The organism is Microbacterium sp. GbtcB4, from assembly GCF_019091465.1.
Lineage (GTDB): Bacteria > Actinomycetota > Actinomycetes > Actinomycetales > Microbacteriaceae > Microbacterium > Microbacterium paraoxydans.
In genome coordinates this window covers 45,124-59,894 of record NZ_JAGXJJ010000002.1, presented here as the reverse complement: position 1 = coordinate 59,894, position 14,771 = coordinate 45,124, and the positions used below count along the sequence as shown (strand labels likewise).

At 72.6% G+C, this 14,771-nt stretch carries 18 protein-coding genes; 4 read left to right on the top strand and 14 right to left on the bottom strand.

Features of this window, described 5'->3' with window-relative positions:
- Positions 1–4 precede the first annotated feature (4 nt).
- The 14 genes from KVS71_RS04090 to KVS71_RS04025 form a co-directional block, all read right to left on the bottom strand.
- Entirely contained in the window at positions 5–1,390 is a 1,386-nt protein-coding gene (locus KVS71_RS04090; protein WP_217583970.1) for a flagellar hook-length control protein FliK, read from the bottom strand.
- Positions 1,387–1,809, bottom strand: a complete 423-nt coding sequence (locus KVS71_RS04085; protein WP_060923648.1) for a hypothetical protein — start codon at positions 1,807–1,809, stop codon at positions 1,387–1,389. The genes KVS71_RS04090 and KVS71_RS04085 overlap by 4 nt, the downstream gene beginning before the upstream one ends.
- Complete coding sequence (locus KVS71_RS04080) at positions 1,806–3,098, bottom strand: FliI/YscN family ATPase (RefSeq protein ID WP_105949347.1); 1,293 nt, start codon at positions 3,096–3,098, stop codon at positions 1,806–1,808. Before KVS71_RS04080 ends, KVS71_RS04085 begins: the two co-directional genes overlap by 4 nt.
- The gene (locus KVS71_RS04075; RefSeq protein WP_217583968.1) at positions 3,095–3,703 is read right to left on the bottom strand and encodes a FliH/SctL family protein; all 609 of its coding nucleotides are present in this window, start codon (positions 3,701–3,703) and stop codon (positions 3,095–3,097) included. Before KVS71_RS04075 ends, KVS71_RS04080 begins: the two co-directional genes overlap by 4 nt.
- Positions 3,693–4,697, bottom strand: a complete 1,005-nt coding sequence (fliG, locus tag KVS71_RS04070) for a flagellar motor switch protein FliG (protein WP_060923209.1) — start codon at positions 4,695–4,697, stop codon at positions 3,693–3,695. The genes KVS71_RS04075 and fliG overlap by 11 nt, the downstream gene beginning before the upstream one ends.
- Positions 4,694–6,316, bottom strand: a complete 1,623-nt coding sequence (gene fliF / locus KVS71_RS04065) for a flagellar basal-body MS-ring/collar protein FliF (protein WP_105949349.1) — start codon at positions 6,314–6,316, stop codon at positions 4,694–4,696. The genes fliG and fliF overlap by 4 nt, the downstream gene beginning before the upstream one ends.
- Entirely contained in the window at positions 6,316–6,576 is a 261-nt protein-coding gene (gene fliE / locus KVS71_RS04060) for a flagellar hook-basal body complex protein FliE (protein ID WP_060923210.1), read from the bottom strand. The genes fliF and fliE overlap by 1 nt, the downstream gene beginning before the upstream one ends.
- Before the next feature lie 41 nt (positions 6,577–6,617).
- Positions 6,618–7,013, bottom strand: a complete 396-nt coding sequence (locus KVS71_RS04055; protein ID WP_060923207.1) for a flagellar basal body rod protein FlgC — start codon at positions 7,011–7,013, stop codon at positions 6,618–6,620.
- Positions 7,010–7,351, bottom strand: a complete 342-nt coding sequence (gene flgB, locus KVS71_RS04050) for a flagellar basal body rod protein FlgB (RefSeq protein WP_060923206.1) — start codon at positions 7,349–7,351, stop codon at positions 7,010–7,012. The genes KVS71_RS04055 and flgB overlap by 4 nt, the downstream gene beginning before the upstream one ends.
- Positions 7,352–7,463: 112 nt before the next feature.
- On the bottom strand, positions 7,464–7,760 hold the full coding sequence (locus KVS71_RS04045) for a hypothetical protein (protein ID WP_217583966.1): 297 nt from the start codon (positions 7,758–7,760) through the stop codon (positions 7,464–7,466).
- Positions 7,757–8,143, bottom strand: coding sequence for a flagellar export chaperone FliS (gene fliS, locus KVS71_RS04040; protein WP_060923204.1), 387 nt, complete (start codon positions 8,141–8,143; stop codon positions 7,757–7,759). Before fliS ends, KVS71_RS04045 begins: the two co-directional genes overlap by 4 nt.
- 2 nt (positions 8,144–8,145) lie before the next feature.
- Positions 8,146–9,534: a flagellar filament capping protein FliD gene (gene fliD, locus KVS71_RS04035; RefSeq protein ID WP_217583964.1), complete on the bottom strand. Its 1,389-nt coding sequence runs from the start codon at positions 9,532–9,534 to the stop codon at positions 8,146–8,148.
- 88 nt (positions 9,535–9,622) lie between these two features.
- On the bottom strand, positions 9,623–10,453 hold the full coding sequence (locus tag KVS71_RS04030; protein ID WP_071327492.1) for a flagellin: 831 nt from the start codon (positions 10,451–10,453) through the stop codon (positions 9,623–9,625).
- Positions 10,454–10,534: 81 nt separating this feature from the next.
- Positions 10,535–11,338: a sigma-70 family RNA polymerase sigma factor gene (locus tag KVS71_RS04025; RefSeq protein ID WP_060923201.1), complete on the bottom strand. Its 804-nt coding sequence runs from the start codon at positions 11,336–11,338 to the stop codon at positions 10,535–10,537.
- A gap of 218 nt (positions 11,339–11,556) precedes the next feature.
- Here KVS71_RS04025 and flgN point away from each other — a divergent pair, with 218 nt between their 5' ends.
- From flgN to KVS71_RS04005, 4 genes are read left to right on the top strand one after another with little or no spacing between them, the layout of a single operon-like run.
- Positions 11,557–12,039, top strand: coding sequence for a flagellar export chaperone FlgN (gene flgN / locus KVS71_RS04020; protein ID WP_025104341.1), 483 nt, complete (start codon positions 11,557–11,559; stop codon positions 12,037–12,039).
- Positions 12,040–12,052: 13 nt separating this feature from the next.
- Positions 12,053–13,462 (top strand): flagellar hook-associated protein FlgK, encoded by a 1,410-nt coding sequence (gene flgK / locus KVS71_RS04015; protein ID WP_217583962.1) that lies wholly within the window; start codon positions 12,053–12,055, stop codon positions 13,460–13,462.
- Between the two features lie 25 nt (positions 13,463–13,487).
- Entirely contained in the window at positions 13,488–14,357 is an 870-nt protein-coding gene (gene flgL / locus KVS71_RS04010; protein ID WP_306304914.1) for a flagellar hook-associated protein FlgL, read from the top strand.
- A complete protein-coding gene (locus KVS71_RS04005) occupies positions 14,354–14,725 on the top strand; it encodes a flagellar assembly protein FliW (protein WP_217583960.1) in 372 nt (123 codons plus the stop codon). Before flgL ends, KVS71_RS04005 begins: the two co-directional genes overlap by 4 nt.
- The last annotated feature ends 46 nt before the right edge of the window (positions 14,726–14,771 follow it).

Sequence of the window (14,771 nt, the reverse complement as noted above, 5' to 3'; positions counted from 1 at the left end):
CTGGTCAGGCGTAGACGTCGATGCCGCCGGTGGGCGCGGCGGGCGGTGCGGGCGGGGGCGGGGATGCGGCCGGCGCCGAGGTCGGGGGACGCGGGACGGGCTGCGGGCGCGGGGTGTCCTGGTCACCGTTCCCGGTCTGGCCGTGCGTCGTCGCGCCGTGCTGAGGCGAGGAGGACGAGCCGTCCCCGGTGCTGAGGCTGAGGGTGGCGTGCGGCGCGGCGACCGCGAGGTCCCGGCGGAGATCGACGAGGAGAGCGCGGAGGGCGTCCCTGCCGATCTCGCTCGGGGCCTGCAGCTCGATGCGGAGGGTGGAGCCGGCGATGTGGGCCCGTACGGTGACGGGACCGAGGTTCTCCGGCGAGACGGTGAGCGTGATCCGGTGGTCGCCGTCGGGGGCTTGGGCCAAGGACAGCACCGGGGCCGCCACCTGGGGGAGCAGGGCCGGGCGGACCGGCGCGGGGACGGTGCTCGGCGGCGCGACGGGGGCGGTGGCCGTGGCGGCGACCGGGCTCGGCGTGGTGGCGGACCCGGCCGCGACCGGGTCGATGCTCGTCGGGCCGGCCGGCGCGGCGGTGACCGGCGCCGGGGGCGAGGGTGTCGGGGGCTGGGAGGAGGTCTCGGGGACGGTCGTGGCCTCGGTCGGGGGCTCGAGCGTGGCCGTCGCTCCGTCCGGCGCCGGGCCGGCGAGGCGGGACATCCGGCCTTCCGACCCCGTGCTCGTCCCGCCGTCGGCGCCGGCGCGCGCACCCGCCGCTGCGTCGACGGACGAGGCGGGCGGGGACGGCACGACCGCTTCGATCGTCGGAGGCGCCGTCGTCGGGGCCGACGACGGGAGAGCGGCTGCCGACCGGACCGCTTCGGCCTCGATCGGTGCGGCGTCCGGCGCCCTGCCGGCCGCCGCGGGCACCGCATCCGCACGAGGAGACGTCGCCGCAGGGGCGGCCGCGTCGATGGCGGGCAGGGTGGGCGCGTTGCTGGCGGGCAGTGCGAGCGCGTCGATGCCGGGGCCGGCCGGACCCGCGGGAGACGGAGGAGCCGGGGCGTCCTCTCCGTGCGGCGGCGTCGGGACCGCGGTCGAGTCGGCGTCCGACGGAGCGACAGGCAGCACCGCTGGCGGAGCGATCGCGGACCCGGAGGACGACGGGGCGGCGAGCGGAGGCGGCGTGGCGATGGCACCGTCGGCGGGAACGGCTGCCGTGGTGCCGTCGCTGCCGCTGGCGGCGTCGGCCGCGGTCCCCTCGGGCGACTCGGGGCCGGCCGGCTCCGTCTCCCGCGCGGCATCACGCACGGCATCGGCGAACGTGGCGGCTCCGGGGGCGCCGCGGGGCACCGGGGCTGTGGGGCGCACGGGGCGCACGTCCAGAGCCGCGAGGAGGTCGAGGGCGGTCATGCCGGGTTCTCCGTCCGCGATCGGGAGGCGATCTCGTCCAGTTCCGCCTGCTCTGCGCGCAGGTCTGCCGTCCGCACTGCTTCCGCGTGGTCGTCGGCGAGCCGTTCGAGACCGCGGAGAGTGCGCCGGGCGTCGGCGTGCGCGGAGCGCGCCTCGGCGACCGTCTCCTGTTGGAGGTCGGCGAGCGCCGTGAGATCGGCGAGCAGGGCGCGACCGGAGACGCGGGCTGCGGCGAGCGCGGCGAGCGCACGCACGTCCACGGCCTCCGTATCGGTGCCGGCCAGATGTGCGCGCAGGACCCGGTCCCTGGCTTCGGTGTGCTGCGCGTCGATGACCGCGCGCGACAGGCGCTGCGCCGCCGCGCGTTCCTGGATCTCCCGCACCCGCAGGAGACCGGCGAGCGAGAACCCTCTGCTCATGAGACCCCCTCGAAGGCGGAGACCAGGCTTTCCAGCCGCATCCAGGACTCCTCGATCGGACTCGTCTCGTCGAGCGGCTGGGTGAGGAACGCCGAGATGACGCGCTCGTGCGCGATCGCCGCGTCGATGCGGGCGTCGGCACCGGCGTGGTAGGCGCCGATGTCGATGAGGTCGTTCGCCCGGCGTCGCGCCGCGAGCACCGCACGGAGGGTGGCGGCGTGGTCGCGGCGCTCCCGGCTCGTGACCTTGCCGGCCACGCGGGAGACGGATCCGAGGACGTCGATCGCGGGGTGATGACCGGCGAGCGCGAGGGCGCGATCCAGCACGACGTGGCCGTCGAGGATCGAGCGGACCGTGTCGGCGATGGGCTCGTTGTGGTCGTCGCCGTCGACGAGCACGGTGTAGATGCCGGTGATGGAGCCGGTGCGGTCGGTGCCGGCGCGCTCCAGCAGCCCGGCGAGGAGGGAGAAGGTGGAGGGCGGGTAGCCGCGGGTGGCCGGCGGCTCGCCTGCGGAGAGCCCGATCTCGCGCTGGGCCATCGCGACCCTGGTCAGCGAGTCCATCATGAGGATGGCGTGTGCGCCCTCGTCACGGAAGGCCTCCGCGATGCGGGTGGCTGTGAAGGCGGCGCGGATGCGGGCCATCGCCGGTTGATCCGAGGTGGAGACGACGACGACGGAGCGCGCGAGTCCCTCCGGGCCCAGGTCGTCCTCGATGAACTCGCGCACCTCGCGGCCGCGCTCGCCGACGAGGGCGATGACGGTGACCTCGGCTTCGGTGCCGCGGGCGATCATCGACAGCAGCGACGACTTCCCGACCCCGGATCCCGCGAACAGGCCGACGCGCTGTCCGCGGCCGACGCTGACCAGCGTGTCGAGCGCACGCACGCCGAGGGGGAGCGGGGTGTCGATGCGGTCGCGCTCCATGATCGAAGGCGTGTCGTGGTCCAGGCTCACGTGCGGCGCTGCGAGGGGGCCCTTGCCGTCGATGGGGCGTCCGAGACCGTCCAGGACCCGGCCGAGCAACGCGGATCCGGTGGGAACCCGAACCGGGCCGCCACGCCCTCGAACCGGGGCGCCGACGGTGAGCCCGGCGACCGGGGCGAGGGGCATGCACCGCAGGCCGTCCTCGCCCGTGGCCACGACCTCGGCGTCGATGCCGTCGAGTGTCAGCACGTCCCCGACGGCGCCGTCGAGGCCCCGGACCTGCACGCTGAGACCGCGCACCTGCGAGACCTCGCCGATCCGTTCCGGACGCGCCGCCTCGAGCACGGCGGCCCAGGAGCTCACGGCGCGCCTTCCAGGACAGCGCGGCGCGCGCGGGCGAGGGCCGTCCCGACCCTGGCGTCGATCAGGCCGTGCTCCAGCTCGGCCACGGCGTCGCCGCGGGCGAGGGTGTCGTCGGCCACCAGTGCCATCTCGGAGATGCCCTCTCCTGCCTCCTCGGCGAGGATGCGGAGGTCTTCCGGGTGCACGCGGAGACGCCGTACGGCGGCTGCATCGGTCGCGTTCAGGGCGCGGCGAGCCGCGGCGGCCGCAGACGATCCTGCGTCGCCCAGTTCGGCCGCGAGGATGAGCTCCGCGAGGTCGATCGCGTGCGAGAGCACCTGCGCGGTCGCGGCGGACTCCAGCGCGGTCTCTCGGGCGGTCAGGGACCGGGCCGCGGCGTGCAGCGCGGCGACGGCGGCCGAGACGTCCTCGGCCCGGATGCGCTCCCGCTCCGCCTGCGCGGCCTCGGCCTCTCGTCGAGCAGCTTCGGCATCGGCCACCCCCGCCCGGAAGCCGGCGGCGTGCCCCTCCGCGTACCCGCGGCGGCGCGCACGCTCCTGCTCGGCCCGGTGGTCGGATCCGCCGAGTCGCGGGAACGCGGCGGGCGCGAACGCGTCAGTAGACATATTCGTCCTCGTCGGCCCGCTGCACGGTGATGTCTCCCGCGGCCTCCAGCGCACGGATCGTCCGGACGATCTCGGCGCGCGCCTCCTCGACCTGGGAGACGCGCACCGGACCCAGCGTCCTGGCCTCCTCGTCGAGGTTCTCGCGGTTGCGCTCGGACACGTTGCGGCGGATGAGGTCGACGATGGGCTGCTGTGCGCCCTTGAGAGCCAGGGCCAGCGAGCGGATGTCCATGCCCCGCAGCACGCGCTGGGTGTCGCGGTCGTCGAGCTTGACGATGTCGGCGAAGGTGAACATGCGTGACCGGATGTCCTCCGCGAGGGCACTGTCGCGGTCCTCGATGCTGGCGAGCAGCGCCTTCTCGATCGTCGCGCCGGAGCGCCCGATGATCTCCACGAGCGGCTCGACTCCGCCGAGCACCTCGGGGCTGTCCCGCGAGGCGAGGCTGCCGGTGCGGGCCTTGAGGGCATCGGCGACGATCGTGATGGCCTCCTGTGAGGCGGTGCCCATGGTGGCGATGGCCTGGGCCACGTCGGTCCTGGCCGGATCGGGCAGCGCGGCGAGGACCGCGGCGGCCTGATCGGCGGGGAGATGGGCGAGCACGAGGGCGACGGTCTGCGGCAGCTCGCCGTCGAGGAGCGTGGCGAGATGGGCGGCATCGGCGGAGGCGAGGAAGTCGAAGGACGCGCTCATCGAGGTCGAGCCGACCCGGCCGAGCACGGCCGCCGCCCGCTCGGAGCCGAACGACGCCTCCAACAGGCCCGCGGCGATGTCGCGTCCGCCGCGCGCCGGCGGGAGGTGCCCGGCGGCGATGCGATGGAACTGCCCGAGTGCCTGCACCGTCGTCTCCGCGTCGAGATCCTGCAGTCCGATGATCTCGGCGGCGACGGCCTCGGCCTCCGCTTCGGAGAGGTGCTTCATGACCTCGACGGCCTGTGCGCGGTCGAGGTTCATCAGGACGATCGCGGCCGTCTGCCGATCGGTCAGTCCGCTCATACCCGCGACCTGTCGTCGATGAGGGTGCGCAGCAGCTCCGCGGTGCGCTGCGGATCCTGACGGGTGAGGGCGGCGATCTCGGCGCGGCGGCGCTCCAGGCTGATCTGCGCGGGTTCGGGGTCCGGCTCGGGGTCGAGGTCGGGGACCGGCTCGAGGAAGGCGAGCGGTGTGGTCGGCGCCTCCAGCACGGCCGTCGGCGCGTCGGCCGAGAGCGCGGACAACTCGGCGGGGCGGTCGCCGAAGAGCTGGTCGAACTCCTCCACACCGCGTGCCTTCCGCCGCGAACGGACGATGAGGGCGGCGATCGCGGCGATGAGGGGGATGGCGATGGCGGCGGCGATGATGACGGTGTTCAGGAGCGCGGCCTGACGGGCGCCCTCTTCGGCCTCCTTCGCCGCCTGCAGCGCGGCCTGGGCGGCCTCGGCATCGGTCTGGCTGAAGGCGACGAGTTCGACGGCGAGCTCGTCGCCGCGGGTGCGGTCGATGCCGGCCGCGGTGGCGACGAGATCGCTGAGCTGGGCGGAGCTGAGATCGCCCCCGGCCCCGGCGTCCACGGCGACCGACACCGACTGCCGCAGCAGGTTTCCGGCGGGGGTGGAGGTGCTCTCGGTGGCCTTGTTGACGGCGTTGGTGCGCGTCTCCTCCGTGTTCGTGTAGGTGCCGTCGCCGTTCCCGTTCGGAACCGCGATGTTGTCCGGACCGAGCACGCCTGCCTCCGAGGTGGAGCCGTTGCTGTTCTGCTCGCGGACCTCTTCGGTGAGCGGGGGTGTGCCCTCGGCCGGGGTGTAGGTCTCCTCGACGCGTTCGTTCACGGAGCGGTCGATCTCGGCGACCACGGTCACGGTCGCGTTCCCCGGGCCGACCACGGTGTCCAGCATCTGCTGCACGCTCGCGGCCACACGGGCCTCGTAGTCGCTCGCCTGCTGGTCGAGGCCGCCGGTGGCTCCGCCACCCACAGTCGACAGCGTGCGCCCGGTCTGGTCGACGACGGCCACGTTCTCCGGCTTCATGCCGCTGACCGCAGCCGAGGTGAGGTGCACGATCGCCTCGACCTGCTTCTGGTCGAGCGTCGTGCGTCCGGCGGTCTCCACGAACACGGAGGCGGTCGCGTCGACCGTCTCCGACACGAAGACGCTCTCCTCGGGGATCGCGAGCTGCACGGACGCCGCGGAGACGCCGTCGATGGCCGAGATCGTGGCGGCCAGCTCGCCCTCGATCGCGCGCTTGTAGGTGACCGACTGCTGGAACTCGCTCGTGGTGACGCCCATGTCGTCGAGCAGCGAGTATCCGGCGGATCCGGCGCTCGGCAGCCCGGCGGAGGCGGCGGCGAGCCGCTGGTCGTAGACGTCCTTCTCGGGGACGAGCACGGTGGCGCCGCCGTCGGCGAGCTCGTAGGGAACGGAGGCGGAGCGCAGCTGCTCCACGACGGCGTTCGCGTCGGAGGCGTTCAGGCCGGAGAACAGCGGCGTGTAGGTCGGGCGGCTGAGCCAGCTGGACAGGGCGATGATGCCGAGCGCGAGCACGGCGATGCCGATGATGGCGATGGTCCGCTGCGCGAGCGAGAATCCGGCGATCATCCGCCGCATCCGCTGGAACGCCCCGGTCACTGCCGGGGGCATCAGGCCTGCATCCGCATGATCTCGTTGAACGCGTCGACGCCCTTGTTGCGGACGGCGGCGACGAGCTCGAGGGTGACGGCAGCGCGCGAGGAGGCGATCATCGCGGCGTGGATGTCGTCGAGGTCGCCGGTCACGGCGGCGACCTTCAGGGCGTCGGACTCGGACTGCAGCGAGCGCAGCTCGTCGATCGCCCCGGTGACACTGTTCGCGAAGGCCGCGTCGTCGCCGGTCTTGGCGCCCGTCACGGGCGAAGTGGTCATGCCGAGGGACGAGGCGACGGCCTCGATGCCGGCCACGGCGCTCACGAGTTCCGTCCGATCTGCAGCGCCGCCTCGTAGGAGTTGCGGGCACGGTCCACGATCGCCGCGCTCGCCTGGTATCCGCGCTGCGCGAGGATCAGCTGGCTCATCTGGTCTCCCAGGTCGATGTCGGGGTAGCGCACGTAGCCGTCGGCGTCGGCGAGTGGATGGTCGGGCTGGTGCACGAGCCGGCCCTCCGCGTCGCCCTGGACGGTGCCGGCGACGTAGACCCCGGGGGACTGGTCGCTGGTCTGCGCCAGGATGTAGCGCGCTCGGAACGCCGCGCCGTCGGTCGGTGTCGCGGTGTTGATGTTGGCGATGTTGTCGCTGATGGCGTCGAGCCACTTCCGGTGCACGGTCAGTCCCGTGCCGGCGATCCCGATGGCGTCGAAGGTCATGACGTCCTCATCGCGGTGCGCATCGAGGAGAACGACCCGTTCACGGCCTGCGTCGCGAACTGGTAGCGCAGCATGGTGTCGATGCTGGAGAGCGTCTCGGTGTCGAGGTTCACGTTGTTGCCGTTCAGCCGTGTCGGCTCGAGCGATGTCCCGACCGTGGCGGACACCTCCCCGTCGCCGGCGGCGATCGAGTCGGCGAGCGCGGCCTCGAACTGCACGCGCTTGGCGTGGTAGTCGGGGGTGTTGATGTTGGCGATGTTGTCGGCGATGGCTCGCTGGCGCAGCGAGAGGCCGTTCAGCGCACTCGTCAGTGCGGTGATGGTCACAGAGTCGAACACGAACCGGCTCCCCGTGTGTGGGCGAAGTGGCCGTTCCCTGGCCGAGTCTTGCGAGCGATCCGTGCTCTCGGGAGACTGTCGGCCGTCCGTGCGGATTCGTTAGGAGGGTCGCTCACCCGTCCACGTCGAGGTACGCGGAGGCATCAGGAGAGCGGGGCGCCGGCACCCGCCGGACGGCACCGAGGTGCTGCCGCAGCCCCTCGAGCTCCGAGCGGGCGCGCTCCATGGCGGCGTGCTGCCGGTCGATCACCGCGCGGGCGCGATCGGCCAGGTGCGGGGGGAGCGGGGAGGACGGCGGCGCCCAGGGGACGATGTCGTGCACCTCGACGGCTCCCGCCGGCGCGGCGAGGATCCGGTCGGCGTCCGCTTCGAGCCGGTCGAGCAGCGCGGCCCAGTCCTCGTCCGTCATGCGCGGCCCTCCACGACGGCCAGGGCGGCGGCGTGCCAGGCGTCGCGCAGCGGTACGACGAGTTCGCGGCAGGCGTGCGTGCGCTCCGGATCGCGGCCGATGTTGGCGCCGATCAGCGTCTGCGAGAGGAAGACGTACAGCGAGCGCAGCCCGGCGCTGCCGCTCCAGTCGTCGGTGAGGGACGACGACAGCTCGGCGACGATCGCCTGCGCGTGCTGGAGCTGGGTGTTGGCCTCGGTCCAGTCGGCAGCCCGCTGTGCCGTCTCGGCGCGTTCGATGTCGAGCAGGAGCCGGTCGTAGAGCATCGTGACCAGGCGCTCCGGCGAGGCGGACAGGATGGCGTCCTCGCGGTACCGCTGCTGGGCACGCAGAGCGGCGTTCATGCTCACGAGTCCGACCCGGAGCGGCTGCTCGGCAGCGCGTTGATCTGGGAGGCGAGGTACGACGACTGCGACTGCATCTGCGACAGCATGACCTCGAGGCGCGCGTACGTGCGCTCCAGCGACGCCTTGCGCTGCGCGAGGCGCACGTCCCAGCGCTCCATCTGCTCGCCGAGGCTCTTGACCTCGCTCTCCTGACACGTGATCCGCGAGGTGAGCAGGCCGTCGTACTTGTCCGAGTAGGACGTCGCCGTCTGCTCCACGCGTGCCGCGACCGCGGAGAAGAGCGCGCCGACGGCCGCGGGGTCCTTCGCCAGTGCCTCGGAGAACTTCTCCTCGTCGAACGTGAGCTTGCCGTACATGTCGGTCGAGATGCCGATCGTGGAGGGCGAGACGCCGTCCACGGGGTGCTGCACGGCATCGGCGAGGGCCGTCCGCAGACCGCGGATGGTGCTGTCGCCGGTGAAGACGCCGAGGGTGGTCTTCTCGCCCTGTCCCGCGGCGACCGTCGCCTTCGAGCCGTTGTCGATGCGCGTGAAGATGTCGGTGAGGAGGGCGATGAACTCGCCGGAGGCCTTGGTCCTGGCCTCGCCGTCGACGGCGACGGTGACCGTGACGGGGGTCGTCGAGACGGTGGAGACCGTGACGTCGACGCCCTCGAAGAGATCGGTGAACGTGTTGCCGGACGAGGTGATGACCTGTTCGGCCGCGGTGCCGGCCCAGAGGCGCAGCTGCGCATCCGTGCCCGTGGCGATGACGGCGGCGCCGGGCTCCGCGGACACGTCCGTGGCGGTGCCGGCGGCCACGGCGGCGAGGTCGCCCGCGTAGACGCGGAACCGCCCGGCCTCTCCGGACTCCTCGGCCCGGAGCTGCAGGCGGTAGACGGGGGTGCCGTCGGCATCCTTGCCGGCGGGGACGGCCGTGGCGAGGACACCGGTGTCGGCGTCGTTGATGGCCTGGGCGATGTCCTGCATCGACGTCGAGTCGGCCTGCACCTGGACGCGCTTCCCCGTGGAGTCCTCGAGTGTCAGGACGGGCGGGTCCGCGGGCCAGCGGGTCGCGGATGCGGAGACCACCGTGTGCGCCTGGGCGAGACGGTCGACGACGATGTCGGTCGACACGGGCGCCGCGCCGGTGCGCAGGGCGACCTTCACCGATTCCGACGACGCGCTGCCGGTGAAGCGGTCGAGACCACCGGGTGCTGCGGCCTTCTCGGCGGCGGCGGCGAGGTTCTGCACGGCCGTGTTGAGGGTGCGCAGCTGCGTCATGACGACGTTCTTGTCGTCGATCTTGGCCTTGAGCAGCGTGCGGGGGATGGCGTGCACGTCCATCAGGGCCTTGATGACCTCGGTGGTCTTGAGCCCCGACACGAGGCCGTCGAGCGAGAGCGACATGCGGCTTCCCTTCTGTGTGCGGCGGGGCCCGGGCGACGGCCGAAGCCGTCACCCGGACCCCCGGAGTGATTCCGTGCGGCGGCGCGGATCAGCGCAGCAGCTGGAGCACGCCCTGGTTGGCCTGGTTGGCCTGGGCCAGCATGGCCGTTCCCGCCTGCGACAGGATGTTCGCCGACGTGAACTTGACCATCTCGGACGCCATGTCGGTGTCGCGGATACGGCTCTCGGCGGCGGCGAGGTTCTCGGCCGACACGTTGAGGCTGTTGATGGTCGACTCGAAGCGGTTCTGCAGCGCACCGTAGCCGGCACGTGCGGTCGAGACCGCCTGGATCTGCGTGTCGATGCCCGCCAGAGCCGCACCGTACGATGCCGCGTCGGTCATCGTGGCCGCGAGCGTCTTGATGTCGGCGCCGAGGGTGTCGAAATCGGTCAGGGCGACCGAGATCTGGTCATCGGCGGCGACCGAGCCCGCACCGACCTGGAACGTCAGCGTCGTGCCGCCCGAGAGCAGCTTGATGCCGTTGAAGTTCGTGCTGTCGGCGACCCGGGTGAGCTCGTCACCGAGGGTGTTGATCTCCTTCTGGATCGCCTCGCGCGACTTCGCGTTGTTCGAGTCGTTCGCGCCCTGAGCGGTCAGGTCGCGAACGCGCTGCAGGATGGAGTGCACCTCGGTCAGGGCGCCTTCCGCGGTCTGGATGACCGAGATGCCGTCCTGGGCGTTGCGGGCCGCGACGTTCAGGCCGTTGACCTGCGAACGCAGGCCCTCGGAGATCGCGAGGCCGGCGGCGTCGTCCGCGGCGCGGTTGATGCGCAGACCGCTCGAGAGCTTCTCGAGCGACTTCGACAGGTCGTTCTGCGTGTTGGACAGGTTGCGGTAGGCGTTGAGCGCGCCCACGTTGGTGTTGATCTGCATACCCATGAGGGTTTCCTCCGTGATGTGTTGTGCAGGAGACCATCCGTGGTCTCCTGCCCTCACCTATCGGCGGAGGATGCGGACGCGTTAGGCGGGGGCGGCGGCGCGGAAGACGTCGCCGATCCGGACGCCGGCGGCCTCGGCGATGCGGCCGAAGTACGCATCCCGCGCGGCGGGCGACACCCGGGTGGTGGTCGTGGTCTCCGTGCCGCCCTCGGCGAAGTAGCGGTCGAGGGCGTCGCGGAGCAGGCGCACCGCCTCCGCCCGCTGCTGCGAGACGGCGGAGTGGGTGACGCCGAGTTCCTCGGCGATCTCCTTGACGGGGCGCTCCTCGACGTAGACGGCCACGACGATGCGCCGCATGCGCTCGGGGAGAGCGGTGATGGCGTGTTCGAGCACCTCTCGACGCTCGCCGACCAGCGCGGACTCCTCGGGGAGAGGGATGTCGGCGACGAGGTCCCGGGTGGCGGGGTCGTCGAGCGGGGCGACCGTGCGTGCAGCGTCGGCGAGGGCCTCCACGACCGCCTCCTTGGGGGAGCCCATGGCGGTGGCGATCTCGGTGGCGGTCGCCGTGCGACCGAGGGCGGCGGTGAGGGTGTCGCGGACGGCGACGGTCTCCTTGATGCGCTTGCGGATGCCGCGGGACGCCCAGTCCATGGCGCGCATCTCGTCGGCGAAGGCGCCGAGGATGCGGCGGCGGGCGTACGCGCCGAACGGGACGCCGAGCGCGGGGTCGTAGGCGTCGGCGGCGGTCACGAGGGCGAGCGCGCCGACGGCGGCGAGCTCTTCGCGGGGGATATGGGTAGCCCGAGCATGGGTGTCTGCAGCGAGATAGCCGACCAGGGGGAGGTTGGCCTCGACGAGGCGGTTGCGCTCAGCGCGCGACGACATGGGGGATGATCCACCTCTCTGGATGCACTCCGGAAGCTCCATGGCGAGGGGTAGATGGTCATATCACAAGGTCCGGGATATGTCCATGGGGAGCACTAACCGCCGCCAGTCCACATAGTAACCTTAGGGGCGCGGCGGCCGATAGAGATTTATGAACCGTTAACAAGCGGGCCGATCGCACCTGCGTGGGGCGGGGGATCGCTGGGGACAAGGGGATCATGGGAGCCAACGAACTATCGATGCAGCTCTGGCGCGAGCGCGAGCTGCTCGAGATGCTGCTTTTCAAGCTCGACGAGCAACAGCTGCTGCTCGCCGCCGGCCGGTCGCACTGGATCCAGTTCGCGGCCAGGGAGATCGATCAGGTGCTCGACCGCCTGCGCGCCGCGAGCCTGGCCAGGGCCGTCGAGGTCGCCGGTGTCGCCGAGGAGTGGGGGGCTCCTCAGGACGCGACGATCGGCCAGCTCATCGAGCACGCTCCGGACGGGGCCTGGGGCGACGTCTTCACCGACCACATGCGCGCGCTGGTGAAGCTGACGGCGGAGGTCGAGCAGATGCGCGACGCCGCCGCGGAACAGCTCAGCGGGGTGCTTCGCGCCACCCAGGAGACGATCGCCGCTCTCGGCCAGGAGAGCGGCGAATACACCACCCGCGGCGACCGCGCCCGCGAGGACGCCGCCCGCATCATCGACACCGAGATGTGACCGAGAGGGATTCATGTCGACCTTCAGTGGACTGACCACCGCCGCCAGCGGCCTCGCCGCCGCGCGGCGGGGCATGGATGTGGTGGGGCAGAACATCGCCAACCAGAAGACCGAGGGGTACACGCGGCAGCGCGTCGAGACCTCCTCCATCGCCGCCGTCGCGCAGACGGGGCGCTTCAGCATGGGCGCGCTCCCCGGACACGGCGTCTCCATCGACGGGGTGTCCCGCCTCGGCGACGCCCTGCTGGACGCCCGGGTCCGCGACACCCTCGGCGCCTCCGGCTACTGGGCCACGCGCGCGCTCGCCGCGACGACCGCCGAGTCGGCGCTCGCGGAGCCGACGGACAAGGGGCTCGCCAACCGGCTGACGAACTTCTGGGCCGGCTGGCAGGACCTCGCCAACACCCCGGACTCCGGTGCCGCGGCCGCGAGCATCCTGGAGTCGGCGAAGGAGCTCGCCGCCCACATCTCCGGTGGCTATCGCACGGTCGCCGCGCAGTGGACGGCCGCCCGGGGGACCGCCGAGCGCACCGTCAGCCAGGTCAACGCCGCGGCCGACCAGATCGCGGTGCTGAACGGCGAGATCCGCGAGGCTCTGGCCTCGGGGCGTTCGGCCAACGAGCTCACCGACCGCCGCAACCTGCTCGCGGAGGACGTGGCCCGGCTCGCCGGCGCGACGGCGACGCTGGAGACGGACGGCACGCTCACGGTGCGCCTCGGCGGCAACGCCCTGGTCGCCGGCGGCGACGCCCGTCACCTCGCGCTGACCGGCTCGGCGACGATCGACGGTGCTCCGCGCGTCGGGGTCGCCTGGGAGTCGGTGCCGGATCTGCCCCTCGTCGTCGACGGCGGAGAGCTCGGCGGCTCGCTCGCGGTGCTCGCCCCCGCGGCGGACGGCGGGATGCTGGCACAGCTCGCCGCCACCTACGACCGGGTGGCGACGGCGCTCGCGGAGTCGCTCAATGCGCAGCACCGCGCCGGTGTGACGGCATCCGGACAGCCGGGTGGCGACTTCTTCACCCTCCCGGCGACCGGCTCCGCCGCGCTCGGGCTGCAGGTGGCCGTCACCACGGCGGCCGAGCTCGCTCTCGCCGCGCCCGGAGCCGGCTCCAAGGACGCGACCAACGCCGACCTCATCTCTCAGATCGGGCAACGCGCGACCTCTCCGGATGCGCTGTGGACCGACCAGGTGACCCGCTTCGGCGTGGCCACCGCGGCCGACGTGCAGCGCGCGAAGGTCTCGGATGCGGCGGCGGTCGGCGCCGTCGGCGCGCAGCAGTCCGTCGCGGCCGTGGACGGCGACGAGGAGACGATCAGCCTCCTCACCTACCAGACCGCCTATCAGGCAGCGGCCCGCGTGCTCACCGCCGTCGACGAGGCCCTCGACGTCCTCATCAACCGCACGGGCGTCGTCGGACGCTGATCGGAGAAGCTCCATGATCTCTCGCGTGACCCAGACCACCATGACGCAGACGGCGATGCGCCAGCTGCAGTCCAACCTCTCCGAGCTCGCCCGGCTGCAGGAGCAGGCGACGTCGCAGAAGGCGTTCGCCGCCCCCTCGGACGACCCGGCCGCGGCCGCCGCCGCCCTCGCCCTGCACGCCGAGCAGCGACGCACCGAGCAGTACGCGCGCAACATCGACGACGGCCTGGCGTGGGTGACCGCGGCCGACACGGCGATCACCTCCAGCACCTCCCTGCTCTCGCGGGTGCGGGACCTCACCGCGCAGGGAGCGAACGACGGGGCGCTGGACGCCGCGGCGAAGGAGGCCCTCGCGGTGGAGCTGGAGGGCATCCGCGACGAGCTGCTCTCGCAGGCGAACACCCGGCTGCTCGGGCGGTCCGTGTTCGCCGGTACCTCGGACACGGCGGCCTTCGCCGCCGACTACTCGTACAGCGGTGTCGCCGGCTCCGAGGTCACGCGCCGCGTGTCCGATGCGGCGGCCGTCCGCGTCGACACCGACGGGGCGGCGGTGTTCGGCACGGGCGACGACTCGGTGTTCGCCCTCGTCGACCGCATCGTCGCCGACCTCCGCTCCGGCACCAACGTCGGGCCACGGCTCGCGGAGATCGACGACCGCCGCACGGCGATGCTGGGCGTGCAGGGCGCGGTCGGCACCAGACAGGCCCAGATCGAACGCGCCAAGGAGGCGGCAGTGCAGAATTCCGTGTCCCTCGAGTCCCGCCGCGCCGCGGTCGAGGACGTCGACTCGGTCGAGGTGCTCATCCGCCTGCAGGCGCAGGAGCTCGTGTACCGCTCGGCGCTCGCGGTGAACGCGCGCGTGCTGCAGCCGTCGCTGATGGACTTCCTGCGATGACCGCCGCGCTCACCTTCACGGCCCCGCCGCCCGGCCTGGCTCCGCACGTGGACTTCGCCCTCGTGCCCGTCGAGGGCGCGGACGGGCTCTTCGCGATGCGGGCGGTCGAGGACGAGGCCCTGCGGCTCTACCTGGTCGACCCGAACACCGTCCTCACGGAGTATGCGCCGATCCTCACGGACGCGCAGGTCGCCGACCTCGCGCTCTCCTCGGCGGACGACGCCTTCGTGCTCGTGGTCGCCCACCCCGCCGCCGAGGGTGTCAGCGTCAACCTGCTGGCGCCGGTCGTCGTGAACCGGGCGACGGGAGCGGCGACGCAGGTCATCCTCGAAGGCCAGGACTACCCCGTGCGGGCGCCGCTGGGCTGACCCGTGCGGGGCCGGGGCGCCGGCCGTGACGGGCGGGGTGACGACT